The organism is Nodularia spumigena CCY9414, assembly GCF_000340565.2.
Taxonomy (GTDB): Bacteria; Cyanobacteriota; Cyanobacteriia; order Cyanobacteriales; family Nostocaceae; genus Nodularia; species Nodularia spumigena.
The window spans coordinates 4,232,897-4,259,874 of record NZ_CP007203.1 but is presented as its reverse complement, the minus strand read 5'-3'; the positions used below and the strand labels follow the sequence as shown (position 1 = coordinate 4,259,874).

General features: G+C 40.7%; 16 protein-coding genes. 10 read left to right on the top strand and 6 right to left on the bottom strand.

Annotated elements, in window-relative coordinates:
- Window positions 1–402 precede the first annotated feature (402 nt).
- From NSP_RS27050 to crtW, 5 genes are all read left to right on the top strand, one after another.
- Complete coding sequence (locus NSP_RS27050) at window positions 403–8,235, top strand: non-ribosomal peptide synthetase (RefSeq protein WP_082209974.1); 7,833 nt, start codon at window positions 403–405, stop codon at window positions 8,233–8,235.
- Window positions 8,232–12,131: a non-ribosomal peptide synthetase gene (locus tag NSP_RS18565; RefSeq protein WP_017804327.1), complete on the top strand. Its 3,900-nt coding sequence runs from the start codon at window positions 8,232–8,234 to the stop codon at window positions 12,129–12,131. The genes NSP_RS27050 and NSP_RS18565 overlap by 4 nt, the downstream gene beginning before the upstream one ends.
- 266 nt (window positions 12,132–12,397) lie before the next feature.
- On the top strand, window positions 12,398–12,610 hold the full coding sequence (locus tag NSP_RS24450) for a zinc ribbon domain-containing protein (protein ID WP_082209973.1): 213 nt from the start codon (window positions 12,398–12,400) through the stop codon (window positions 12,608–12,610).
- A gap of 149 nt (window positions 12,611–12,759) precedes the next feature.
- Entirely contained in the window at window positions 12,760–12,951 is a 192-nt protein-coding gene (locus tag NSP_RS18560) for a chlorophyll a-b binding domain-containing protein (protein ID WP_006198780.1), read from the top strand.
- Window positions 12,952–13,386: 435 nt separating this feature from the next.
- A complete protein-coding gene (crtW, locus tag NSP_RS18555; RefSeq protein ID WP_006198782.1) occupies window positions 13,387–14,169 on the top strand; it encodes a beta-carotene ketolase CrtW in 783 nt (260 codons plus the stop codon).
- A 160-nt stretch (window positions 14,170–14,329) separates the two neighbouring features.
- Here crtW and NSP_RS18550 read toward each other — a convergent pair whose 3' ends face one another.
- The 3 genes from NSP_RS18550 to NSP_RS18540 form a co-directional block, all read right to left on the bottom strand.
- The gene (locus tag NSP_RS18550) at window positions 14,330–14,989 is read right to left on the bottom strand and encodes a hypothetical protein (protein ID WP_006198783.1); all 660 of its coding nucleotides are present in this window, start codon (window positions 14,987–14,989) and stop codon (window positions 14,330–14,332) included.
- Window positions 14,990–15,001: 12 nt separating this feature from the next.
- The gene (hrcA, locus tag NSP_RS18545; RefSeq protein WP_006198784.1) at window positions 15,002–16,099 is read right to left on the bottom strand and encodes a heat-inducible transcriptional repressor HrcA; all 1,098 of its coding nucleotides are present in this window, start codon (window positions 16,097–16,099) and stop codon (window positions 15,002–15,004) included.
- A gap of 606 nt (window positions 16,100–16,705) precedes the next feature.
- Complete coding sequence (locus NSP_RS18540; RefSeq protein ID WP_006198785.1) at window positions 16,706–17,065, bottom strand: rhodanese-like domain-containing protein; 360 nt, start codon at window positions 17,063–17,065, stop codon at window positions 16,706–16,708.
- Between the two features lie 171 nt (window positions 17,066–17,236).
- Between NSP_RS18540 and NSP_RS18535 the strand changes: the two genes are divergently transcribed.
- The 3 genes from NSP_RS18535 (at window position 17,237) to cysE (ending at window position 20,414) form a co-directional block, all read left to right on the top strand.
- Complete coding sequence (locus tag NSP_RS18535; RefSeq protein ID WP_006198786.1) at window positions 17,237–18,898, top strand: DUF3352 domain-containing protein; 1,662 nt, start codon at window positions 17,237–17,239, stop codon at window positions 18,896–18,898.
- A 153-nt stretch (window positions 18,899–19,051) separates the two neighbouring features.
- Entirely contained in the window at window positions 19,052–19,543 is a 492-nt protein-coding gene (locus NSP_RS18530; protein WP_017804326.1) for a hypothetical protein, read from the top strand.
- Window positions 19,544–19,649: 106 nt separating this feature from the next.
- Window positions 19,650–20,414: a serine O-acetyltransferase gene (gene cysE, locus NSP_RS18525; RefSeq protein ID WP_006198788.1), complete on the top strand. Its 765-nt coding sequence runs from the start codon at window positions 19,650–19,652 to the stop codon at window positions 20,412–20,414.
- Window positions 20,415–20,579: 165 nt separating this feature from the next.
- On the opposite strand, the gene NSP_RS18520 is transcribed toward cysE, so the two are convergent.
- On the bottom strand, window positions 20,580–21,164 hold the full coding sequence (locus NSP_RS18520; protein ID WP_006198790.1) for an Npun_F5749 family FMN-dependent PPOX-type flavoprotein: 585 nt from the start codon (window positions 21,162–21,164) through the stop codon (window positions 20,580–20,582).
- A gap of 223 nt (window positions 21,165–21,387) precedes the next feature.
- The gene (locus NSP_RS18515; RefSeq protein WP_006198792.1) at window positions 21,388–22,620 is read right to left on the bottom strand and encodes a M20 metallopeptidase family protein; all 1,233 of its coding nucleotides are present in this window, start codon (window positions 22,618–22,620) and stop codon (window positions 21,388–21,390) included.
- Between the two features lie 685 nt (window positions 22,621–23,305).
- On the opposite strand from NSP_RS18515, the gene NSP_RS27420 reads away from it, so the two are divergent.
- Together NSP_RS27420 and NSP_RS18510 are read left to right on the top strand one after the other, a co-directional pair.
- On the top strand, window positions 23,306–23,620 hold the full coding sequence (locus NSP_RS27420) for a hypothetical protein (protein ID WP_017804325.1): 315 nt from the start codon (window positions 23,306–23,308) through the stop codon (window positions 23,618–23,620).
- A complete protein-coding gene (locus NSP_RS18510) occupies window positions 23,586–25,118 on the top strand; it encodes a mechanosensitive ion channel family protein (protein WP_017804324.1) in 1,533 nt (510 codons plus the stop codon). The genes NSP_RS27420 and NSP_RS18510 overlap by 35 nt, the downstream gene beginning before the upstream one ends.
- 175 nt (window positions 25,119–25,293) lie before the next feature.
- On the opposite strand, the gene NSP_RS18505 is transcribed toward NSP_RS18510, so the two are convergent.
- Complete coding sequence (locus NSP_RS18505) at window positions 25,294–26,424, bottom strand: hypothetical protein (protein WP_006199243.1); 1,131 nt, start codon at window positions 26,422–26,424, stop codon at window positions 25,294–25,296.
- Window positions 26,425–26,978 lie beyond the last annotated feature (554 nt).

The window sequence follows — 26,978 nt, the reverse complement described above, 5'->3', positions numbered from 1 at the left end:
CTATTGACATAACCAGTGCTTTATGTATTGTAGTTACTTACCTTCTTTCGGCCTATTGTCAGAAAAAATAATTGTGATGCTAATCATAATTACCCTGTGGCATCTTCACAATCCCAGAAGTAAAATTGGGTTGATATAGCGGTAAACGGTTACGGTACAAATAATCGACAAAATCATCTTTTTGTCAATGATTGTTAAGATGTGCTAATCCGGACAAATTAACGAAAAAATTAGGATAATCTTCTATTTGTGCAAACAGATAGTTAAAAGAATTTTGTTTTAGCGATCGCTATGGGTTCTATAGTATTTTGGTGAAGCGATAAATACCTGAGAGTCAAACAGTAGTATAATCGAAAAATGAACAAAATTAATCACCCCAACACTAATATATATTAATAGCTTATGGAAGTTATGGAAGCAAATTTGGTTGCCATTGATTACCAAATTCGGCAACTTCGAGAAATCCAGCCAGTTACACCGTTATTTAATCATGTAAGTCAAAATCAAATAGAACATAAAGAGCAAATAATTGCTGTTATCTCTGAAAAGTTACGTGGTCAAATATACAGCTTAACTGCCAAGCAGCCGGCTAATAAGCTAGCTTTATATCTTTCAGTTATTCAAGTTTTAATATTTAAATATACGGTTCAAGAAGAATTTGTTGTAGCGACCGGAGCTTTAAACCAAGACAAATCTGATAGCCTGATCTTCTGTCGATTTAACGCGCAAAAATTCACCACATTTAAAGATTTACTCAAAATAACCCGCAGTCATCTCCAAGAGGGATACCGCTATCAAAGTTATGATGTTGACGCTTTGATAGAAACCTTTCTGGCCAGAGACGGAAATCCCGCAGCAATTTTTGATATTGCTGTGTTACAAGAGGGATTTTGCACCCACAGTTCTTTGTTAAACAACTTTCAATTAGTTTGGGAAATTGATGCTCAAGATACTTCTGTTGCTGTAACTTTCCCTAAAAATGTTTTTCATCCAGATTTTGTCAAAAGAATGCTGGGACATTTTCAGCAAATCCTGGAAGTAGTAACAGCAAATCCTGACAGTGAATTGTCAGGAATTGACATCCTCACAAGAAAAGAACATGATCAGTTACTAAAAGAATGGAATAAAACAGAAATTCAATATCCCCAAAACAAATGCCTCCATGAGTTATTTGAAGAGCAAGTAGAGCGCAGTCCCGATGCGATAGCACTGGTATTTGAAAATCAGCAATTGACATATCGACATCTCAATGAGCAAGCCAATCAGTTGGCGCACTACTTGCAAACAAAAGGTGTCAAACCAGAAGTACTGGTAGGTATTTGCGTAGACCGTTCCCTGGAAATGGTAGTGGGAATATTGGGAATTCTCAAAGCAGGGGGAGCTTATGTGCCATTAGACCCCAGCTATCCAGCCGAACGTTTAACTTACACACTTCAAGATGCAGCAGTACCAATATTGTTGACTCAGAAATCTCTATTGCCATCTTTACCAGAGAATCAGGCAATAGTAATGTGTTTGGATAGAGACTGGGGGGTAATTGCTGCTTGCAGCCAAGAAAATATAGTTAGTCATGCCCAACCTCAGAACTTAGCTTATGTGATTTATACTTCTGGGTCTACAGGTAAACCCAAGGGAGTGTTAATCAACCACCAAAACGTGATCCGTTTATTTGCTGCCACTCAAGCTTGGTATCACTTTGGTGCAAGTGATGTGTTTACACTATTTCACTCAATTGCCTTCGATTTTTCCGTTTGGGAACTGTGGGGTGCCTTGCTATATGGTGGAAGTTTGGTAATTGTACCCTACTGGGTAAGCCGCGATCCCTCAGCGTTCCACACTTTGCTGCGCCAAGAGCAAGTTACGGTTCTCAACCAAACGCCATCCGCTTTTCGCCAACTAATCCGCGTAGAAGAACTAGCAAAAACAGGGGAATCGCAACTCAGCTTACGCCTAGTGATATTTGGTGGCGAAGCTTTGGAGCCGCAAAGCTTGCAGCCGTGGTTTGAGGGATACAAAGACCAGTCTCCCCAATTGGTAAATATGTACGGCATTACAGAAACAACCGTCCATGTTACCTATCGACCACTGAGCATAGCAGATGTTAACAATAGCAAGAGCTTGATTGGTGTCCCCATTCCCGATTTGCAATTGTATATCCTGGATGAACAGCTAAAACCTCTACCTATCGGCATCAAGGGGGAGATGTATATTGGTGGTGCAGGGTTGGCTCGTGGCTATCTCAATCGCCCGGAATTGACAGCAGAGCGTTTTATTCCCAATCCATTTAGTGATGCACCAGAAGCAAGGCTGTATAAAACTGGCGACTTAGCCCGCTATTTGGAAAATGGAGATATTGAATACCTCGATCGCATCGATAATCAAGTTAAGATTCGCGGTTTTCGCATCGAACTTGGAGAAATTGAAGCTGCTCTACTAAAATACCCAGAGGTGCAGGAAGCTGTGGTAATGGCTCGCACTGACCAACCAGGAGACAAGCGCTTAGTAGCTTATATAGTTGCCAAATCTTCCAATCCAGCATCCGAGAACCAATCCCTGAGCGAGCAGATATCCCAATGGCAACAAGTATTTAATGATACCTATAGCCAAAATGCTGCTACTTCAGACTCGACCTTCAATATTATCGGCTGGAACGACAGCTACACCGGTTTACCCATTGCTCAAGAACAGATGGGTCAATGGTTAAATTCCACAGTTGAGCGGATTCTGGCTTTGCAGCCTGAGCGAGTGCTGGAAATTGGTAGCGGTACGGGGATGCTGTTGTTTAGGATTGCTCCCCAATGCTTACGTTACTGTGGCACTGATATTTCCGACACTGCGATTCGTTATGTTGAGACTCAAATGCAAAAAGTTGGTAGTGCTTGGTCACAGGTGCAACTTTACAACCAACCAGCCCACAACCTCCAGGGTTTTGAGCCAAAAACATTCGATGCAGTGATCATCAACTCAGTTGTCCAGTATTTCCCCAGCATTGATTATTTGGTAAGTGTCTTAGAAGGTGCGGTGGAGATGGTGGCACCAGGGGGCTGGATTTTTGTGGGGGATGTGCGTAGTTTACCGCTACTGCCAGCTTTTCATGCAGATATCGTGCTGCATCAGTCATCCCACGACCTACCCACAGCAGATTGGTGGCAACGCGTGCAGAAAAATCTGCAAGAAGACCAGGAATTGGTAATTGACCCGGCCTTTTTTACTGCCCTGATGCAGCATCTACCGCAAATTCGCCGGGTGCAAATTCAGCTGAAACGAGGACGCGATCGCAACGAGCTAACACGCTTCCGCTACGATGTAATTCTCCATATCGAAACAGAGGTAGTTCCCCCAATTGAGTCTCAGGATTTGGATTGGCAGCAGGATCAGTTGACATTAGCCTCAATTCGCCAACTTTTAATTGAGACAAAGCCAGAGATTCTTACCATTAAAAACGTCCCCAATGCACGTATTTGGAAACAAGTCAAGCTATTAGAACTAGTAGCAAGGGATGAGAAACCAGCGACAGTAGGCGGTCTACTCCAAGGTTTGGAGGAAATTGGCATCGAACCGGAAGATTTTTGGAGTTTGGGCGATGAGTTACCTTATACCATTGACATCAGCTGGTCAGATGCTGGAGCCAATGGTTGCTACGATGTAATGTTTGGGCGCTCAGGTTTGATATCTCATCAGATACCACCCGTACTTCAAGAAGCATCCCAGCTAAAACCCTGGAGTCAATATGCAAATAACCCTTTGCAGGGGAAATTAACTCGCCAGCTAGTGCCGCAACTACGTGGTTTCCTCAAACAGTCTCTTCCCGACTACATGATTCCCTCTGCCTTTGTGACGCTGGAGGCATTACCGCTCACATCCAACGGCAAAGTTGATCGCCGCGCTTTACCTGCACCACAGACAGCTAGAGCCGACTTAGAAAAAGCTTTTGTCGCACCTCGGACTCTAGAAGAGCAGGTACTAGCTGACATTTGGGCTGAAATTTTGAGTCTAGAGCGAGTTGGTATTCACGACAACTTCTTTGCTTTAGGCGGCGATTCCATCCGCAGCATTCAAGTTCTCGCTCTAGCTAAAGAACGAGGTTTGCACTTCTCAGTTCAACAGATATTCGTACATCAGACGATTTACGAACTGACACAAAACCTGGCAACGGCAGAGACTGGTAATCGCATCACCCAGAAAGTCAAACCCTTGGCTCTCATCAGTGAACAAGACCGTCTCAAGTTACCCGAAAATGTAGAAGATGCCTATCCTCTGGCCAGACTCCAGATGGGGATGTTGTTTCACAGCGAGTACAGTCCTGGTTCTGCTGTTTATCACAACGTCAACAGTTTCCATCTCAGAGTTGCTTTCAATGAATCAAAATGGCGAATAGCCATACAGGAACTTGTCGCTACTCATGCCGTACTGCGGACTTTCTTTGATGTCAGCAACTTTAGTGAACCATTGCAGTTAGTTGGGCGCACAGTTCCGGTTCCCTTGGAAGTAGTGGATTTGCGCCATTTATCTGCAACTGACCAAGAAAGCGTTTTAGATGCTTGGTTTACAGAACAAAGACAACAACACTTTCGTTTAGATAGTCCTCCTCTGTTGCGCTTTCATCTTCATCGCCGCACCGATGAGACATTTCAGCTAACTTTGATTGAACACCACGCTATTCTTGATGGCTGGAGTGTTGGCTTACTGTTTACTGAGTTATTGCAAAGATATTTATCGCTGTTGGGTGAAGAAATTGTACTTCTTAATCCACCGCCTAATATTGCCTTCCGGGATTTTGTCGCTTTGGAGCAAACAGCCCTCAATTCCCCAGAGTACCAACAACACTGGTTAGAAAAACTCAAAGATATTACTATTACAAAACTGCCTCGTTGGTCTCAATCTGACCGCTCATCTGAACCAGAAAACTTAAAGACATTGGGTACTCATGAAGTAACTTTATCTTTAACAGTTTCTCATGGGTTGAAACAGGTCGCAAATCAGGCAGGAGTTACACTCAAAAGTTTGCTTTTAGCGGCACATCTCAAAGTATTAAGTGTGCTGTTTAATCAATCTGATGTCCTGACAGGTTTGGTATCTAATGGTAGGTCAGAAGAAGCAGATGGAGAGCGGGTATTAGGACTTTTTCTCAATACCTTGCCATTGCGGTTGCAACTCTTGGGAGGCACTTGGATAGACTTGATGCAGGAAACATTCAAGGCTGAACGAGAATCCCTACCTTTCCGACGATATCCTCTAGCTGATTTGCAGTGGAATTTGGGTGGTCAGCCTTTATTTGAAACATCGTTTAACTTTACCCATTTTCACGTTTACCACAGTATTTTAGGGTTGCCAGGGTTACAAGTATTAGAGAGTAAATTTCTCGGAAAAACGAACTTTACTCTGGGAGTTCACTTTAGTTTGGACCTCTTCTCATCCCAAATAAACTTAACCCTGAAATATAATGCCAGCGAGTTGTGTCAACAACAAGCGATCGCCATTGGCAATTATTACACTAACACCCTAACGGCAATAGCTAGTGACCCGTTGCAACGTTATGATTCATTCAATTTACATCTTCTAGAACCAGACCAAACTGCAATATCAAATGCTCAAACTAGCCAGTTTCACTTACAACAAATTGCTCTAAATACTGATGCAGTTTGGCAAAGTAATATTTTTCCAAGTGAAGATAGTAACAAACATCTAGATTATTGGCGAAAGCAACTTGAAGATGGACAAATACCTCGCGTTCACTTACCTACAGACTTTCATCGTCCTCCGGTAAAAACATTCAATGGTTCTCGTTTGAATTGGACATTTACACCAGAAATTATCTCTGGGTTGCAAATGATTTGCCAACAAACAGAGACTACTTTATTTATGGGACTTGTGGCAGCAGTCAAAGTATTACTTTATCGCTATAGTGGTCAGCAAGATATTACTATTGGTACAGAGATTGCATCCTCAAATACACTTGTAATCCGTGACAAATTAGAGCCAGAACAAGGATACAAAAATCTGCTCATTCAAGTTAGTCAAACTATAACTGAGGCATTTGAACATTCAAATTACCCGTTTGAGCTTTTGGTCAAAGAACTGGCAACTTCCAGTGAAATTAACCGCACACCATTCTTCGATGTTTTGGTGCTTTTGCAAAACTTGAGTCCAAGTGTAGATTACCAATTTGACCTATCTTTTGTTTTTGTCGAACAAAACAACGAATTGAAGTTAGATTTAATTTACAACACAGATATCTTCCAAGCAGATAGGATAAAAAAAGCTTTGATTCATTTGGATAAATTGCTCACTGAAATGTTAGCAAATCCTAGTCAGGCAGTCTGTGCAATTTCTCTGATATCAGCAACAGAAACGCCTTTTATTCAAAGCTTTATCAAACCCATCCCTCGATTAGAAACACGCACAGTCATCCATGACTTTATCGAACAAGTAAAAGCCACACCAGAAAAAACATCAATTATTTATCCTGGGGGAGAATTCAGCTATCGAGAATTGGATAGACTAACTAATTCTTGGGCTAATATTTTACAAGATTTAGGCACTCAAAAAGACACTATTTGTGGCGTTATTTTAGAAAGCGATCGCCGTCAGGTGGCAGCAATGCTAGCTGTATTCAAAGCTGGGGGAATTTATTTACCTCTGCGTTTGGATGAACCCGAAGAACGCTATTCACGCATGATGTTAAAAACATCTCCCTCGATTGTGGTGACAGCCGCAGAGTATTTAGATGTAGTGAAATCCCGACTAGCAGCATTATCAAAACCTCCTCATATATTGGTGATTACTGCTAATGAAATTACGCAGCGCTATGAGTGGAATGGAACGAATTATCAAAGCTTTTCTGTAGTCGAAAGTGAGAATCCAAAAACTCTATTATTACCTGATGCTGATGATTCTAATTATATTATGTTCACTTCTGGGTCAACAGGTGAACCTAAAGCCATACTTGGTAGTCATGGCAGTTTACGGCACTTCATAAATTGGGAAAAAATTGAATTTGGGATTAACCAAAACTGGCGCTGTCTGCAAATTGCTCAAATTAACTTTGATGCTTATCTCAGGGAAACTCTCGTCACTTTATGTTCTGGAGGAACTCTGTATATTCCTGACAGCACAGACCGCGAAGATTTGGAGGGTTTGTTACTGCGCTTGGGAGAATGGCAGATTAACTTACTGCACACAGTCCCTTCGGTAATGCGCCTATTTTTAAAGATTGGTGAGAATTTAGCTCATGCTGATCAGTTACTAAAAAACTTACAAGTTTTGGTTTTGGGAGGGGAACCTTTATTCGTCAAAGAACTTTGTGAATGGCATAAAGTTTTTGGTGAACAAACAGAATTTGTGAATATTTATGGAGCCAGTGAGACAACTTTTGTCAAACATTTTTACCGGATTCCTGACCCAAGTAAAATTACGTATGCCAGAGTTCCTGCCGGAAAAACATTGTCTGATGCTGCGTTTGCGGTCATCAATGGCACTCGTCCCTGTGCTGTGGGAGAAGTTGGTGAAATCTTTGTCAAATCGCCTTATTTGACTAAAGGTTATTACCAAGATCAAAAATTAACTAATTTGGTTTTTGTGCCAAATCCTTTGAATAACGGTAGTGATTTAGTTTATCGCACAGGAGATTTGGGACGACTACTACCGGATATGAGTTTGGAAGTGGTAGGGCGCAGTGATAACCAAATAAAATTGAATGGGGTACGGATTGAATTGGGAGAAATTGAAAATGCAATTTATGCTATAGATGGTGTAGAAAAAACGCTGGTGGTTGCAGAGAAAAAGGAAGAATTGGTTACAGTAATTGCATATTATCAAGGAAATGACACGGCAAATCAGGAAGACATCAGAAGACAAATTAAACAAGTGTTGCCGATTTATATGCAACCAAATTTTTTGATGCGGTTAGAATATTTTCCTTTATTACCCAATGGAAAAATCAATCGTTTGGCACTACCAAAACCAGAAGCAAATACTGCACAAACCTCTAGTCAATTTACTAGTTTCAGCGAACAAGAAGCTTTATTAGCTTCTGTTTGGGGTGAACTATTGGTGGTGGAGGTGAGTGACATTCGCCAGTCATTCTTTGAACTAGGAGGAAATAGTTTAAAAGCGATGCGCTTAGTGTCGCAGATCCGCAACCGCTTTGGCATATCGCTACGATTGCGGGAAATTTTTACTCATAATACTTTAGAAGAACAAGCTGTTTTGATTCAATCGCGGCAGGCAAAATGATCACATTACAACGATGGGACGCTATTAGTCCAGTACCACCACAAAAATATTATGAAGTATCCCATGCTCAAAAGCGGATGTGGATTCTGCACCATATAGATGAATATTCCAGCGCTTACAATATTAGGCTGGCAATGAGAATAAATGGCTGCTTAGATATTTCGGCATTTGAAGCAGCTTTTCAAGAACTTGTGATCCGCCACGAAATTTTGCGAACTACCTTTACTAATGTGGAAGGAAATATTCAGCAAATTATTCATGAGCAAGTACCTAAAGAGCAACTAATATTTTTTAGAGATTTAAGAGAAGAAAAGAATGCTGAAGTAGTAGCGGATACCTTGATTCAAGAATCAGCAAACTCGCGTTTTGATTTAGAGAAATTATCACTGATGCGAGTTTTGTTAATGCAGATTAAGTCAGATGAATTTTTGTTTTGTTTGACTATACACCATATTATTGGTGATGCGCGATCGCTCGATATACTTTTCCAAGAATTTTTAACCTTATACTGTGCTTATACCCAACAAAAAACTGCTACCTTACCTCAACTACCATTGCAATATAAGGATTATGCTGCATGGCAAAATAAGTTGTTAGAAAGTGAAGAGGTACTAGAACAACATAATTATTGGTGCGATCGCTTTACCGAACAACCACCCATACTCAACTTACCAACTGACTTTCCCCGACCTAAATTTAAATCTTCTCAAGCAGCTTTATATACTTGTCGTTTTAGTCATAGTGTGAGTGAACAATTACGCACTTTGGCTACTAAGAATCATACAACTCTATTTATCACTCTACTAACTTTATTTAAAATATTACTCTATCGTTATACAGAACAGCGTGATTTAGTCATTGGTGTCCCGATTTCTGGACGCAATCATCCAGACTTAGAAAACCAAGTCGGATTTTATGTTAATACCCTAGCTTTAAGAAGTTTACTCCCAGAAAAGGGAACTTTTAAACAAGCACTGGCAGAAATTACCAACACTTGCCTCGATGCTTATGAATATAGTGATTATCCTTTTGATAAATTAGTATCTACCCTCGATTTAGAACGTGATTTATCACGAAATCCGTTATTTGATGTGATGTTTTCACTCCTCAGTCAAGAAAGCAAAGCAGTGATGAAAATTCCCGGACTTGAGCATCAAGAATACCCCCTGGCACCACGAACTGCTCAATTTGATTTGAGTTGGAGTCTCTTTGAAGATAGTAATGATTTAAGATTGGTCATAGAATATGAACCAGATATTTTTCGAGAAGAAACGATCTCCAGAATGAGCGGTCATTTTTTACAAATAATTCAGGAAGTAGTAAAAAATCCTCATTGCCAATTATCACAAATTAATTTATTAACTCCTGAAGAACGTGATCAGTTACTCATAGAATGGAATAAGACAGCAGTTTCATATCCTCAAGATAAATGTATCCATCAGCTATTTGAAGCACAAGTAAAACTTACCCCCGCAGCAGTAGCGGTAATATTTGAAGGTCAAACATTGACCTACCAACAGTTAAATGAACGAGCTAATCAGTTGGCTCACTATTTGCAAGCAAAAGGTGTAAACCGAGAAGTATTAGTGGGAATATTTGTAGAACGTTCCCTGGAGATGGTGATTGGAATATTGGGGATTTTAAAAGCAGGAGGAGCATATCTGCCTTTAGACCCTAGTTATCCAGCCGACCGTTTAGCTTATATGCTCTCAGATGCAGCGCTGTCAATATTGCTCACCCAGCAATCCTTAATAGCCTCTTTACCAACAAATCAAGCCGAGGTGCTGTGTTTAGATAGTGATTGGCAACTAATTGCTCACTATAGCCAGCAGAATACCGTCAGCCAAGTGACATCGGAAAATTTGGCTTATGTCATTTATACCTCTGGCTCCACAGGCAAGCCAAAGGGTGTGATGAATCTTCATCAAGGTATTTGCAATAATTTATTGCGGACAATGGATGCTTACCCACTGATAGCAAAAGATGCCTGGGTTGGCAAAAGCCAACGCATTGTGCAAATAACTCCCTTCAGTTTTGATGTTTCAGTCTGGGAAATCTTCTGGCCTTTAATAGCTGGGGCTACTTTAGTGGTGGCTAAACCTGACGGTCATAAAGATCCTAATTACTTAATTAATTTAATTGTCCAGCAACAAGTTACCCAAATCAATTTTGTTCCCTCAATGTTGCGAGTTTTTCTGCAACAGCCAAATTTAGAAAATTGCCGTTGCTTGCAGCGAGTATTTTGTGGTGGAGAAGCACTATCTTATGAACTTACTCAACAATTTTTTGAGCGCTTGGACTGTGAATTACACAATTTCTACGGGCCAACTGAAACAGCAGTTGATGCCACTTTCTGGCAGTGTACACCACAGTCTAATTATCAGATAGTTCCCATTGGTCGCCCAATTCCTAATACCCAAATTTACATCCTCAATTCTCAGTTACAACCAGTTCCCATTGGCATTCCTGGAGAATTGTATATTGGTGGTGTCTCTTTAGCTAGAGGTTATCTCAACAAACCAGAATTAACTGCCCAAAAATTTATTGATAATCCCTTTGGTCAGGGCAGAGTATATAAAAGTGGGGATTTAGCTCGTTATTTACCAGATGGGAATATTGAATATCTTGGTCGCATTGATAATCAAGTCAAGCTGCGAGGCTTACGGATTGAATTAGGAGAAATAGAATCGGTTTTAGACACTCATCCTCAAGTAGGGCAAACAGTTGTGATTCTGCGAGAAGATATTGCAGAAAATAAACAATTGGTAGCTTATGTACTGAGGAAAGACCAGTCATTAAATCCTGGTGAACTGCGTCGTTTTCTACAGGATAAATTGCCTGGTTACATGATCCCTTCAGCTTTTGTAATATTGTTAGATTTTCCCTTAAATCCTAATGGCAAGATAGACTACAAAAAATTGCCCAAGCCTGATGAAATATCCCTAGTCGAATCACTATATTTAGCCCCACGGAATCAATCAGAAAGTATTTTAGTCAAAATTTGGCAACAAATTTTGCAAATATCAAAAATAGGGGTGAATGACAACTTCTTTGATTTAGGTGGTCATTCATTACAAGCAATGAATCTCATGGCACTAATTTATCAAGAGCTTGAGATTGAAATTCCTTTATCAATGATTTATGAAAAGCCTACTGTAGGGGAATTGAGTGAGTATATCATCTATGCCAAAGAGATGAATATCCAACCAAAGGAACGTCCCTATGTAGTTTTCCATAAAGAGCGAGAAAAAGCAGTTTTCCTGTTTCCTCCCGCCTTGGGTTTTGCCGCAGCTTATGCAAATTTAGCTGAGTATTTAAGAGATTATGCTATCTACACTTTTAGATATATTGCCGATGAAGCAACTTTAGAAAAATATGCAGAATTGATAGACAACCTCACACCAAATCAAGATATAAAATTGATGGGACACTCAGCAGGTGGTTTTTTGGCAATGTTGATAGCTCAACAATTAGAAAGGCGCGATCGCGTGGTTTCGGATATAATTTTACTAGATACTTATCGAGGAGGTCGTGAAGCAACCCAAGCTGAAATGTCAGAAATTAAAGAAGGGGTTGATAGTTTCTTATTAAATCCCAAACGTCAAGAATTGAGACGTTACTTTATGGATAACCAAAAGTTACGCGATCGCACCTACAATCAAGTTTGGGAATACTTTAATTTTCTCTGGCATTCAGACCTCAAAAATTTGCAGATTAATGGGACTATTCATCTGATGCGTGCTGAGGAAAACTATGATTGTGAAGATGACTGGACACAAGCTACAAAAAGTCAACGAATCAATCATTATGCCTATGGCACTCATCGTGAGATGATTAATCCCCCCTATCTCAATCAAAACGCCACTATGATTAATGCGATTCTTAGTCAGAACTGAGAGGATGTTTGAAAAGCTCTTTGGGCATAAGCTGTAGATACCCCAGAAATCACCACTGATGCTCAAGAGGTCAGTTAAAAGCGTTGAATAATAATTTTAATGCCTCACTGTTATGGTATGTGAACTCATCCTTAGCTCGACTTTATCCAAAATTAAGAACTCGGTTTCTTTATCTTAGGACTTACGCACAAATCACGGAATAACGAACCACACCAGACGCAGAGGACACAGAGTTAAGAGGGCTTGAGAGGGTTTTTGCGTAAGTCCTGTATCTGACAAAAACCCTGGCTTTTCAGAAATTTGGATGTGAAATCATAGTCGCTGACCGTTGGTATCCATCAAGTAAAACTGGCTCTGTTTGTGGACATCAACAAGAAATGCCTTTAAAAGAAAGGATATTCCAGTGTGGCAATTGTGGGTATACCATAGATAGGGATTTAAACGCATCGATTAATTTATCGCGTTTGGCTAAAGCGTGAATGCTTACCGAGGGATAACTGCTCCCATGCTCCCATTGAAGTAAGAAATAAATGTCTAGAGTTGTCTAGGTGTTATATAGCAGACAGATATCACTAAATGAGCAGGTAAATACTATGAAAAAGGTAATCTGATACTTTCAGGAAAATTCATGGGACCTTATCCTACTGATGCCACTGAAACCGCTTATAACAGGAAAGATCGTAATGCTTTGAAATTTGGGTTTACGCCTCAATCTGAACTTTGGAATGGTCGCTTGGCGATGATTGGGTTTGTCGCTTACCTACATTGGGATCTCAATGGCTACAGCGTCCTGCGGGAAGTACTCAATTTCGGTTCCTAATACTGACTTTCTGAGTTTTAGACTTCGGCTGTTGAGAACATATCCATGAAGAAATACTGCTTGCTGTGGATACTAAGTAGGTGGGTAGGGAAAAACCAAACTATATTACGACTCGTAAACACCCATGAAACCCTTACCAATGACCAATGACAAAGGACAAATGACGACCCCCGCCAGTTAACTTTATTTACGCCCACCTACTTACACAGTGTCTTCACCGTCGTTACCTATTCTCTTAGCTGAAGACAGTTTTTGGTATGGCGATTATTATGTGTAATAATAATTAAGTTTCTTAATATTTCTACACAGTTGAGGATTATTAGCACTGCCTAGTGCAGAACGCTTACCACTAAAATTGGTTTCTGGCTAATACGCAGTGCTTTTCCATAACTGTATTTTGAGAATTTTCACCTGAATCCTACGCGGAGTAAAAGCGTGTTCCAGTTAGAACAACCACCATTACCTGAAATTAAAATCACTGCTACCACCCCGGCCGTGAAAAGTAAATCCCTATTTGGGGGCATTTTCATGGCGATCGCCATTATTAGTATATGGGCTATCAGCCTAGGTTTGTTACTTTATATTGATATATCCGAATTCAAGTTTTGGATGTTGTTGCCGCTCATATTTTGGCAAACATTTTTATATACGGGATTATTTATTACAGCTCATGATGCCATGCATGGGGTAGTTTTTCCCAAAAATCCTAAAATCAACCATTTCATTGGCTCATTGTGCCTGTTTATTTATGGTCTTTTACCTTATCAAAAACTTTTAAAAAAGCATTGGCTACATCACCATAATCCAGCCAGTGAAACAGATCCAGATTTTCACAACGGTAAGCATAAAAACTTTTTTGCTTGGTATTTATATTTTATGAAGCGTTACTGGAGTTGGTTACAAATTATCACATTAATGATTATTTATAACTTACTAAAATATATATGGCATTTTCCAGAGGATAATATGACTTATTTTTGGGTAGTTCCCTCAATTTTAAGTTCTTTACAATTATTTTATTTTGGAACTTTTCTACCCCACAGTGAGCCTGTAGAAGGTTATAAAGAGCCTCATCGTTCCCAAACTATTAGCCGTCCCATTTGGTGGTCATTCATAACTTGTTACCATTTTGGTTATCATTACGAACATCATGAATATCCCCATGTTCCTTGGTGGCAATTACCAGAAATTTATAAAATGTCTAAATCAAATTTGTGACGGTGGCATTAATATCACGCTAAATACTTTTCATCTGAGTAGCTACGTAAGGCGGGCATCTTTGCCCTCTCACACAAGATTTATTCTGGTTAAGATAAGAATAATTAAACGCCGATAAACGCCGATAAATCAAGATGTTTAATGCTTTTATTTGGTTTTTTTAGTGGGAAAGTTCTGTATTAATGTTGGTTTCAAGTAAAGGCGATCGCACAGATAAATAAATCAAGGGGCCGAATAGGGGAATCAAGGTGATTAACCAGAAAAATGGCTCATTTTTCATACCCCGACGTGCCATATCATCTCCCAATAATGCGGGAAATAATAGAGAAAGTACGCAGAAGTCTAAACTCATTACATGGATGAAGCGGCTAGTTTGCCACTGCTGTACAAAATTTCCCCAATCTCCTTGTAAACCATAGGCGACTAGAATCGCTGCGCCTATAGTCAAAATCAAACCCGTGATCCGAGAATCTAGTAATTTCAGCCAGAAATTCTTTTCACCAGAAAACTCCTGATTTGGTTCCCGTAAAGCTAAATAAGGCAATAAAGCAAAAGCACCGAGGGCAAAAGAAGCGGTAGCAAATGGCCATGCGGGTATTTTTTGCCCTCTACCATCCATAAACAAGACTGCACTATAAATTACAGGCCAAATGCCCATCACGTTAAATAATGCGATGACTAGGGGGTTAATACCTTCCCATTTACCAACGGAAAGATTTTTAATTAATTCAAATGTATCAGGTTGATCTGGGGGAGCAAAGAGAAAAGCATAGGTAAGAAATCCCAGCCATAGTAAACCAAAGGCAATTTTTCTAAACATAATTTAAACAAATTAACTAAAAGCGTCTGAGAGGTAATCAGCCGCAGCCGCTACAACTGCGATCGCACTATCATAATCTAGGCGGGTTGGCCCCAAAACTCCTACACTTCCTACAGGTAGCAAACCCCGGCGATAGGTAGAAGTAATTAAAGTGCAGGTACGTATTGGCTCTAGGGGGTTTTCTGTACCAATGCGAACCGTTACCTTAGACTTACCCGCCTCTTCTGTTTCCGGTTCTGCAAAGATTAATCGCCACAGTTGGTCTTGTTCTTCTTCCAGCAGTTGGATAATTGTCTGTACTTGTTGTAATTGAGAAAATTCTGGCTGACGCAAAACTTCCGCCACACCGCGAACCATAATTTGGGTTGTAGTTGGTGTCAGATGGCGACGAGTTAATTCTGTGACTGAACCTTTCAAGAATTCGCCATAGCGTTGGAACTCCTGATCTAAATCACTCCAGTCCAAGGTAGCTAATTCCAATAAACTGCGTCCCCGCAAGTGGGTATTCAAAAAGTTAGAGACAATCTTCAATTCATGATCTATTCCGTCTGCATCAAGTTTTGCTTCTTCCTCGGTGGGCGACAAATTCATCAGCTTGGAATGTGTCTCATAATCATCCGTCACCACAATCAGCATGATCTTGTTGGCTTCAATTTGCATTAATTGCAGATGTCGCAAGATTGCTGTAGTGGTTTGCGGCATAGTAATTAAGCTAATGCAGCCACTCACGGTGGCTAAAATTTGCGCTGCACCTTGTAGTACCGCTTCCAAACTCCAATCTTCCCAGTGGAGGCGATTTTGCAGCGCCAGTTCTACCTCTTTGGCTAAAACATCCGTTCGCGCCGCATCTCGCAAACCAGGTGTAATTAACTGGTCAACATAAATCCGATAGCCTGAGTCTGAAGGTATTCGTCCAGCAGAGGTGTGTGGCTGGTAAAGTAACCCAGATTTTTCTAGCACACCCATCACATTCCGAATTGTGGCTGAACTCACACCCAAGTCATACTCATCAACCAAAGCTTTTGAACCTACAGGCTCTGCTGTAGCGATATAGTGGCGTACTGTTGCCCAAAGTATATGCTGTTGTCGATTCGTTAACTGGACTTCCATAGGGTATGTTTTGCTGAAGGCAAATTTTAATTAAGCTGGGAAAAAATTTGGGATTTGAAAGCAAAAAATATGAATAGTAGTTAATTAATTTAGCAAAATATTTAATTTTGTTGTGTTTTACGAGCAAAGTCAGCATCTTTAAGTATTATTGCAGGTCTTTAAGAAAAAGCTGTATTTAAAAATACTTATTTTTAGACAGAATTCATATATGCAAAATCAGTAAAGTCCAACTGCTACTAAGAGGATGAATGCACAAGTCTAATTTATTATGAGCCTCGGCGACAGGAAGTCGCGGTCCAACAAACCAAACCCGCCTGCGCGGGTTAAAAACCTGACTTTTTCATTAGTCCACGCAGGTGGACTTTGCTTGTGTAGTAGCGAATTATATTCGCCCAAAACTTTTAAAACATCCTCTTAGAGTCGCGAGTTTTGTTTGCTAGATCCTCAACTGAAACGGTATTGTGTTTAGAATAGCATTGCTCAGAGGGAAATATTAGCCGCATCTTCGCAATGCCATCTTTCAAGGGATGATCAAACCGCTACGCCGAGTCAAAACAGAGGAAAGGGGGCTGGGGCTAGGGGAGAAGACCCCATACATAAATATGACTAATATTGCGGAATTGAATCATCAACTAATAGAGAATAGGCATCAATGCCACCCGTAATATTTTTAACATTTGTAAAACCTTGAACCATTAGCCACTGGCACATCTGGGCAGAGCGAATACCGTGATGACATAATACAAGGGTTTCAGCTTGGGGATTGAACATAGTGGGGACTTGATCGCCCCATTCTACAAATTCGCTCAGGGGGAGGTTGACAAAGCCTTCAATTCTAGCGGCTGCTAGTTCTTGAGGTTCGCGCACATCTACTAACTGAATACTTGCATCACCAAAAGACAGACGTTGCGCCAGTTCCTCTACACTAATCTGAGTAATGATTTGACCAGAAGGATTCCCTGTCATGAGATTTTTGTAAACAACCTTATATCCTTTATGGTGGCAGAAAATCTGTTTCGTAGCATCAGCATCTATTCCCACAGGAGTAGTTATTAGTCATTCCCTATCGCCCATTCAGCAGTTCTCAGGCGGTGGGCTGGCAAATCAAATCACTGTAAAATTTATTTCTGGTTTAGTATGTCTAATGTCAATGGTCAACGCTCATTGTTTGGTTTCTTGGTAGCTGGTGCGATCTCACTATTAATTATAGCCGCAGGTTTTTACTGGTTTTTCGCCAAGACTCCGGTTAAGTTCTTCGCCTCAACCTCACAGCCAAATGCTACTATATTCGTGTCAAAACTGGCTCCGGTGACGGTTTCGTTGCTGACAAATCCTGAGCGATTGCAGTCATTTGAGCGCAAAGGGGAATTATCTCAACTCAAAACCAGTTTATTGGCTAAGAGTGGCATCGATTACAAACAAGATATTCAGCCCTGGCTAGGAAATGAAATTACTCTCTCCGTTACTACTGTAGATATTGATCGCGATCCAGAGAACGGACGACAGCCAGGGTATTTAATGGCACTAGCTACCGAGAAACCAGAGCAAAGCCGTGAGTTTTTAGATTTGTTATTTTCTCGCAGGGTATTGGCTGGCGCAAATTTGGCTGTTGAGCAATATAAAGGCGTAAAGCTAATATCTGACAATTCCCAACCACAGCAAGATTCCCTCGCTGGTGCAGTTGTCGATGGCTTTGTCTTATTTGCCAATAATCCTAAAGTGCTGCGAGACGCAATTAATAACGTCCAGGCTCCTGATTTAAATTTGTCCAGTTCGTCTAAATACCAAAAAGCTGCCCAACAACTGCCTAAAACTTCCCTAGCTACAGCTTTTCTCAATCTTCCCGCCGTGGCAGAATGGCAAGGTTTAGAACTACCAGAAGCCACCTTCCATAGCCAAATTATTTCTTTGTCATTGAACCCCAAGGGACTGCTAGCAGAAACTAACTTTCTGACTGACTCGGAAATCATCTCGGCTGCTCCACCACTGACTCAACCTGTAGGGGCGTTAGAATATATACCAGATGCGGCAGGTTTGGTGATTTCCAGTTCTCATTTAAACAATTTGGGGAACAGCGATTTAGCTCAACTGTGGACACAAGTCAAAACGGCTTTCTCTGATTCGGGAACTGATGCAATTTCTAGCTTGGTAAAACCCTTGGCAGAACTGCAAAAAAACCAGGGTATAAACTTGGTAGAGGATATTTTTGGTTGGGTAACAGGAGAATATGCCTTGGCGGTGTTACCCCATGCGGGAGAAAGCGCTGCTGATTGGGTTTTTGTAGTGGAAAAATTAGAGGATGTTCCAGAAGGAATTTCTCGTTTAGATGCGATCGCCTCATCCCGTGGACTCAGTATTAGTTCTTTCAACTGGAATCAACAAAAAATCTTTGCTTGGACAGAGTTAACAGCTGCAACTAAACAAACCGATACTCAAGAACGCCGATCATTCGCCATCGAGGCCAAAGTTCAGGGAGTACACACAACTCTCGGAAAATACGAGATTTTTGCCTCTAATTTGGAAACTTTGGACGAAGTAATCACAACCAAGGAAAGTGCTTTGATTGGCAATAGCAATTTCCAAGATATTATTGCTGCTATTCCCCAACCGAATCAGGGGTATGTCTATCTTGATTGGACAAAAAGCCAAACTCTGTTAGAGCGTCAATTGCCGATTTTGCAGTTGGTGGAAATAGTGGGTAAACCGTTGTTTCAAAATTTGCGATCGCTCACAATCAGTAGTTACGGTCACGAGGAAGGATTACTCAAAGGTGGAGTATTATTCCGATTCTTGGACTGATAAATTTTTACAGAGGGTAAAAAAACGTTTTGTGACATTTTTCCTTTGATCCCGACTGTGAAATTTGCCAATTGTCCAAAAACTTATCTGGAATTGTTGCACAAAAATATGTTGTATATATCATCAAGATAAAGCCTGTTGGGATGCTCCTTTATGAAATACCTTCGCCCTCGGCATCATTTTCGAGGGAATTTTCTGGTGGTTATAATTGTCGCCATTACAGCTACACCTGCAATAGGAGAAACATCACTTTTTGGTACATTTAGCCTATCACCAGGTTTTGAGCCAGCAGCAGGAATAGTGACTGGTAACACAGGTGGTTCTTACTCCCTGTCTAACATTAGCAGACGCGATCGCGATCGAAATGCCTGCGTCGGTTTTGCTGACCCCCAACCAGATCACATTCTCAAGTTGGAAGAAGACTTTGATCGGCTCAACATACCAGTCAACAGTGGCGGGTATGACACCACGTTACTCATCCAAGGGCCAGACGACAACACAATTCGCTGCGGCGATGACACTGGTATAAACAAAGATGCCAGCATTGACGACAAAAACTGGAAAAGTGGTACTTATAGGATTAGTGTAGGTACTTTTAATCCTGGGATGAGGCGTAACTATACTCTAACAGTGCAGGAAAAATAACTCCCCACTCCCTACTCCCCACTCCCCACTCCCCAACTTTGAGAGTTGACACCAGGAACGATATTATGGGAAGGTAGCTCGTTTTGCTTTCCGAGGGTACTATCTCGTGCTATCTAGACTACGTGCTGATTTTCGCATCATATTTGAACGGGACCCGGCTGCCCGTAACTGGTTAGAGGTCTTGTTTTGTTACCCAGGTTTGCAAGCCCTGCTATTTCATCGGCTGGCTCACTGGCTGCATCATATTGGTCTCCCATTTTTACCCCGCTTGATTTCTCACACAGCTAGGTTTTTGACCGGAATCGAAATCCATCCAGGCGCAACAATTGGGCAGGGTGTGTTTATTGACCACGGCATGGGCGTGGTAATCGGTGAAACGGCCATAGTGGGCGATTATACCCTGATTTATCAAGGTGTCACCCTTGGGGGAACTGGTAAACAAACCGGCAAGCGCCATCCCACTGTGGGCGAAAATGTCGTAGTTGGAGCCGGCGCAAAGGTGCTAGGCAATATTCAAATTGGCAATAATGTCCGCATTGGTGCAGGGTCAGTTGTTCTCAGGGATGTGCCTACTGATTGCACAGTTGTAGGAGTACCTGGTCGTGTTGTCTATCGTTCTGGTGCGCGAGTCGCTCCCCTAGAACACAACAACTTGCCAGATTCGGAAGCTCAAGTAATTCGTGCTTTAGTTGATCGGATTGAATCATTGGAAGAACAAGTCCAAAATCTCCAAAACAATCAGTCTTCACCAAAAACTCATGTTTTGGCTGTTTCTGTAGTTTCTCCCGAAAGTGATTTGTTAAAAGATGCTCCCTTGTGTAGCCTCAGAGATAAAGCAATTCAAGAATTTCTCGATGGTGCAGGAATTTAAAGAGGCAGGGGGGCTGGGTGCTGGGTGCTGGGGGGAGAAGACGGTAACTTCCCAATGACCAATAGACATCTGATTACAAATAATGTAGAGACGTTCCATGCAACGTCTCTACAAGGGTGATGAAAGACGCATATTTAAATTCGTTCGATGACTAATGACTAATTACTAAGGATTAATTTCTTGGGTAGACCACTCTTCTTGCTCATCGCGGCAGTAAATTCGGCGATTTTGTGGTTCACCCCGCAATTCTAAATGGTCTACTTCCAGGGGGTCGAGTAGCAGTAGGCAAAAATTCGGCACTGGCTGGGCGGGATTAGGTGGTGATGGCTCAAAGGCTGCTGGTTTATCTACTCTGGGTTTACCAGGATCAGGCCAAGCAAATTGTAAACGCGCTGCATCACTTAATTCTTGCCAAATTTTGATCCGGGCTGGTTGGAAAATAGGGTGAGAATTATCATCTCTAATTAAAGTTAAGCAGCCAGAAAGCCGAAATTGTTCTCGCGTGTTGGGGAAGTACCAACAAATCTCTGCCCAAGGTTGTTGTTGTATTTGGTCAACTTTATCACTACGGGCATCAGTAATAAATTTTAACTGGTTGCTATCTTCCAGAAAACCACGAAAAACAACGGTACGGTTAGCAGGACGATTATTTTCCCGGACTGTTGCTAGTTGTAGGTAACGGGCATAAGCTAGGCTACGATTACGATGCAACGCACGAGCGATCGCACTCCGCCAAGGAGCAATAGACATTATTCTAATTACCTACCATTGTAATCTTTGCTGCTTAACTTCTAAAATATCTCAATAATCCTCAGTAAACGCTTTTCGTAACAGCGAATGGGGCATAAACTGATCATACTTTTGCAGTTCGAGGGCTTCTTGCTGTTTGAGCTAAATATTCTGCGGTAATTATTTTCTCACACAGTGAAACAAGTTCTGTTGGCAGATGTTTAAATTTATGCGGTTCGTTTTTTCAAAACTTTGCGTAAGTCCTGTTTAAAAATTTCTCTACACTCCGAACAAATATTTCCACACCCATTGCTAAGGCAGTTTCATCAAAATCAAATCGGGGATGATGATGGGGATAGGCTAAATTTTTGGCAGGGTTGGCAGATCCGAGGAAGAAATAACAACCAGGGACTTCTTGTAAGAAAAATGACATATCTTCACCGCCCATAGTTTGGCACTCTGGGACGATACCGATAGGGGTTTCAATCACTTCTTCTGCTACTGACTTCACCAGTTCTGCTATACCCGCATCATTGATGACTGGTGGATAAAGACTCCAGTATTCTAAGTCATATTTTGCCCCATGACTTTGACAAACTCCGGCGATGATTTGCTCAACTCGCTGGTTAAAAAATCCTTTTAAATCAGGGTTAAAGTATCTGATAGTACCACTCATGCGGGCTTGATCAGCAATAATATTCAGCTTCGTTCCTGCATGAAGTTCGCCGACTGTTACCACTGCGGAATCAATGGGGTTGACGTTACGGGCTACAATGGTTTGTAGGGCATTGACAATTTGGGCAGCAACGATGATAGAATCAATGGTTTGATGAGGCATAGCACCATGTCCACCTTTACCCAAAATGGTGCAGTTAAAGCACTCTACAGATGCCATTAACGCCCCAGGACGGACACCTACTGTCCCTAATGGCAAATTATTCCACAAATGTAACCCGATAATTGCATCCACATCAGGGTTTTTGAGTACCCCGGCTGCAATCATTGGTTGTGCGCCGCCTGGCCCTTCTTCGGCTGGCTGGAAGATGATTTTAACTGTACCGCTAAAGTTGTGCCGATGCTGCTGAAGATAGTATGCTGTACCAAGTGCGATCGCAGTATGTCCATCATGTCCACAAGCGTGCATCACTCCATCATGCTGCGATTTATAGGGAACCTCATTCAGTTCTTGAATTGGTAAAGCATCCATATCAGCCCGAATCGCCAACACTTTATCAGAACCGGGTTTGTTTCCCTTAATAATAGCCACAATACCAGTTTGAGCTATCCCTGTTTCATGCTCAATTCCCCATTCTTGCAACTTGCTCGAAACCAACTCAGCCGTGAGTTTTTCTTTAAACCCCAACTCTGGTTTTTGATGCAGTCGCCGCCGCCACTCTACCAATTGCGGTTGCAATGAGCGAATTTCCAGACGAACGCGAGATAAATCAACAGAAGAGTTGGGAAAAGTGGAAACCATGATCAAAACAAGCTCGTTTGAGTAAAGCTAACTGAGATTATTTTCCAAGTTTAATCTTTCTCAAAGAGTTCAGCGTGAATATTTCATCTGTGTTTTTTGGGGAATGCGGATTTAATTCAATACACTAACCTGCTATATAAAACCTAGACAAAACTAGACTTTACTTTCTACTTCAACGGGAGCATGGGAGCAGTTATCCCTCAGTAGACTTTCACGCCTTAGCCAGACGCGATTGTGTTCCAATTAAGTTTCTGAAAAAGACTACCACCATCATTGCTTGGTTTTCGCGTCGGCAATAGTCTCAATTCAATACTTGATATCACCGTATTATATATCAAGTAGTTGATTTTTTCCTAAAATATATATTGATTTTTGTCAATATAAGTATAGTTTTGTCTATGAAATTGTCAACTTAGGACTTGCTCTTTTCTAGCTTGACCTGGCAGAGGATTCAGGTTAACTTGATCACTGATTTTTCTTTTTTGACTAAATTTTTGCTAAGAATATGATCAGGGCCAATCTATCTGTTACCCAGAGCCGATGAAGTAAATTGTCATCTATCGAAAGTTAGAAAGATTCCCTGACTTTAAATACTTTACTTTAGATAGGTACATTTACACAAGCCAGTCTTGGAGGATAACTCTGGAAGTAGCCGATGGTAAATTTTGTTCAAGGAGGTATTTGAGTGCGCTTTCAATTTTTGGCGATCGCCAAGCGAGTCCTGTTGTCCAATTTTGCTTCTATTGAGCAGAAACAGGCATTATTAGACGAACATTGCCTTGGTAATAGCCGGAATGCGGCAAAGCAGATGCCAAATTTAGAGGTATCTAATCAAGCCTCCCACACACCAATGAGGCGGATATCACCCAAAGGTATTTTCGGTAAAGGTGTGATGGTGACAATGGCAAGTTCAATGGCTATAGCTGTTGTTTCGATCCCAAAAGCTTCCGCTCACGATTCCCATTGTGCCTTTTCTACAATCTCCCAGTGGTATCAGTAGCGATGCAGATAGCAGAATTGTTTCTGGGTGGATTTATTTGGACGGCTACCAAGTATTTCAGATAGCCGCAACAAAAACCAATTTATCCGAGCGTTCCCGAAATATCCAACAAAATTTAAATCAAATACACCAAAATTACTTAAGGTTACCTGAACCAGAAAATAACGTTGAAACCCAAACAATAAATGGATTACCAGTAATTTATGTTAATGGTCAATACCTGATGACCGTGACGACCGAAGATGCGAGATTGCGACGAGAAGAGCCACCTGTATCGGCAATTCAAATCACCGAACAGTTGAAAACAGCCTTGCAACGATCTAGCAGAGAGCGCACAACTGTAATTTTAATCAAACAAGCTCAAATTGCGGGTGGTATTGCACTGTTAATAATTGTGTTGAGCGGGGGAGTATATTACTTTCAACGCCGTTCCAAAGAACATTCCAAACACCCTATTTTGCCGATAGCCGATAATGCTCAACAACTGACAACTCAACTAAATAAACAGCAAGATCGAGATATTCAGGAAGTGAAAAAAATCCTGTTTCAATTAACTCAATACGGGATTTGGGGAGGTGGAATTGTTTTCATATTGGGTCTATTTCCTTATACGCGAGTGTTTCAGTTGGGGATTCTTTCGGCAGCCCAAATTCCTGTAAGATTGGGTGTTGTAATATTAGGAATTTATGTTGCAACTCGTTTCACCTATGCTCTGATTGACCGCTTCACCTCAACTTTGATCAGCAGTGGTATTTTATTAAACTCAGAAGCTTCCAGACGTATGGAACTGAGAGTTTCTACATTTTCTGGTGTGTCTAAAAGTATCATTACTGGGATTTGGTTGGGAATTGGTATCTTATTAGCCCTGATTTCCTTGGGTATAGATATTGTCCCCTTATTAGCCGGTGCTGGTTTAATTGGTGTGGCTTTATCTCTGGCTTCCCAAAGTTTAATCAAAGATGCGATTAATGGCTTTCTCGTCATCGTTGAAGACCAGTATGCTTTGGGCGATGTGATTGTTGTGGGCGATGTGGGAGGCTTAGTAGAAAATCTCAATCTGCGGATTACTCAGCTGCGGGATGCCGAAGGGCGTTTGATTACAATTCCTAATAGTGAAATTAAAGTTGTAGCGAATCTTTCTAGCCGTTGGTCACGCGCTGATTTAACTATTCCCGTTGCTTACCAAAATAACATTGATGATGCTTTACACTTACTGAAACAGGTAGCCTCGGAGATGAATCATGATCCGCACTGGAAACGTCTCATACTAGCACCGCCGGAAGTTCTAGGAATAGATAATTTTGGCGATCGCGGTTTGATGATTCGTGTCTGGATAAAAACACTCCCACTCAAGCAATGGGATGTAGGGCGAGAGTTTCGCCGTCGCTTGAAAATTGCCTTTGATCACGCCGGATTTGCTATTCCTGTTCCTCAACAAGGTATTTGGTTAAATGAAGGTCAATTGCTGCATTCAGAAGTTAATGGCAAATCTGAATAGTCATTTGTCATTTGTCATTTGTCATTTGTCATTGGTTATTTGTCATCAACCGAATTCAGATATGCGTCTTCGGTGAACTCTTATAGAGACGTTGTATACAACGTCTCTACATTCTCTTTGGTGGGGTTCTGGGTTGAATCGAAAACAAAGGATCAAGTCGATGTGAGATATTTAATTAGGGCGGAGTCAAAGACATAGACAATTCTGCTGCGTGTTTCTTCCACAGTGGGATATCCCCGTTCAATTTTTCAATAATGTAATCTCCCACACTCGCTTCTGAACATTTATGCTGCCACCAATTCAACGATTTATAGTGCAATTCTTCCATGAGTTGCTTATTATCTATCAGGTTTCCTAATATACTCTCTAAATCCTGCCAATCCTTTATTTGAATAATAGGCGCTCCATCTAAATACCACCTGGAAGGCAAAGCTTCTGCCACCAAAATACAACCATATTTCATACCTTCAAACAAACGAGTAGTTTCAAAAGACGTACCTCTGGGAACCAAACATATTTTAGTATCCATCATGATTTCGCAATAACTACGCTCATCTTCAGTAGTTCTATTACGGTAGCCCCCAGTAATGGATAACTCGATATTCAGACCAGGATTTTTTTTCTGAAACTTGTTTAAACTCGAAATCATTAGTTTTCGAGCCAGGGCTTTGGGAGTTCCTAACCAGTATTTCAAAGACCATAGGGGATATGGTATATGTATGATGCTACCAGAAAAATAAGTTTCATAGAGACGATCTTCGATATTCTTGATTGGCATATCTTTGGAGTTGTTGTAACCCAAAGGTATTTCATAAATTCTGCCAATTGGATCTTCGCCTAAAAACAAGCTTTTAAACTTGTGGAAATGATAATTAATCAGACCAGGCAAACCAACAAGCAATACTCTTAAAAATTGAATTAGCGTTAATAAATTTAGCAAAGAAAGTTTACGCAAGGGATTACATCCAAGTATTGGTTTTATACCTATGCATTTAAATACTGCCCTGACTTTGTGAGCATACTTGGGTATGCGATACCACTCATCGCCTATTACTAAAACAACAACATTTGTCCCATAGGATGGTAGTTCATCAATTTCATCCCAAGTTAGATAAAATATTAAACCGCTAACCTGCAAACTATTCTCAAGAATCTGTAATATTTTAGTAAAATATGTAGCTGAACCAAAGTTAATCGGTGGATTAATGTCATATATATCCCAAGGTATTGGTTGTTCTCCTCGTTTCATGTAGATATAATACTGATTGGCAAGTGCATTAATTACAGACATCTCAGTTTGGTTCATTTGTATAAAGAGAGGTAATGTTTGTTCACAATCTCAAGAAAAGGCTTTGCTGAATCAAAAGATGAATTCCCTTTTTGGGAAACAATTAAGACCTACAACCCAATTTTGTAGAGATGTCACGATAGAAGTTATCCCTGCAACCAATCGGCAATTGATACTTAAATGCAGCCATGCCAAATACTTTTGAAATGTTTGATTTAATTTTTTATACCTTTTTTTCTGAGGATACCCCTAATTACCTGGAGTTTGTCGGCTTATTTGTGTAGCTACAGGTAAAAGATTCAAGGTGAAGATAACTGAGCCTCACGTAGAATTGGTATGAGAAATAGGAAGATGCACGTGCAGAAAAAATCATTGGGTGCTTATTTTTTCTATATTGAATTCAATCATATTTTTTGATGATATTTATTAAGATTGTGTGTATTTTTAAACTTATTTTTTGAACATATTATAAACACTTGTATGAGCAATATATACTTAGCTAAGTGTAAATTTAATTAATATTTAATTTTAAATGTTCTTATTAATACTTTTTCAGTGCCTGTGTATTTTCA

Excerpts from the sequence above, each read along its gene's own strand:
- NSP_RS27050 (WP_082209974.1), top strand. The coding sequence starts at position 403 with ATGGAAGTTATGGAAGCAAATTTGGTTGCCATTGATTACCAAATTCGG.
- NSP_RS18565 (WP_017804327.1), top strand. The coding sequence starts at position 8,232 with ATGATCACATTACAACGATGGGACGCTATTAGTCCAGTACCACCACAA.
- NSP_RS18560 (WP_006198780.1), top strand. The coding sequence starts at position 12,760 with ATGGGACCTTATCCTACTGATGCCACTGAAACCGCTTATAACAGGAAA.
- NSP_RS18550 (WP_006198783.1), bottom strand. The coding sequence starts at position 14,989 with ATGTTTAGAAAAATTGCCTTTGGTTTACTATGGCTGGGATTTCTTACC.
- hrcA (WP_006198784.1), bottom strand. The coding sequence starts at position 16,099 with ATGGAAGTCCAGTTAACGAATCGACAACAGCATATACTTTGGGCAACA.
- NSP_RS18540 (WP_006198785.1), bottom strand. The coding sequence starts at position 17,065 with ATGACAGGGAATCCTTCTGGTCAAATCATTACTCAGATTAGTGTAGAG.
- NSP_RS18535 (WP_006198786.1), top strand. The coding sequence starts at position 17,237 with ATGTCTAATGTCAATGGTCAACGCTCATTGTTTGGTTTCTTGGTAGCT.
- NSP_RS18530 (WP_017804326.1), top strand. The coding sequence starts at position 19,052 with ATGAAATACCTTCGCCCTCGGCATCATTTTCGAGGGAATTTTCTGGTG.
- NSP_RS18520 (WP_006198790.1), bottom strand. The coding sequence starts at position 21,164 with ATGTCTATTGCTCCTTGGCGGAGTGCGATCGCTCGTGCGTTGCATCGT.
- NSP_RS18515 (WP_006198792.1), bottom strand. The coding sequence starts at position 22,620 with ATGGTTTCCACTTTTCCCAACTCTTCTGTTGATTTATCTCGCGTTCGT.
- NSP_RS18505 (WP_006199243.1), bottom strand. The coding sequence starts at position 26,424 with ATGAACCAAACTGAGATGTCTGTAATTAATGCACTTGCCAATCAGTAT.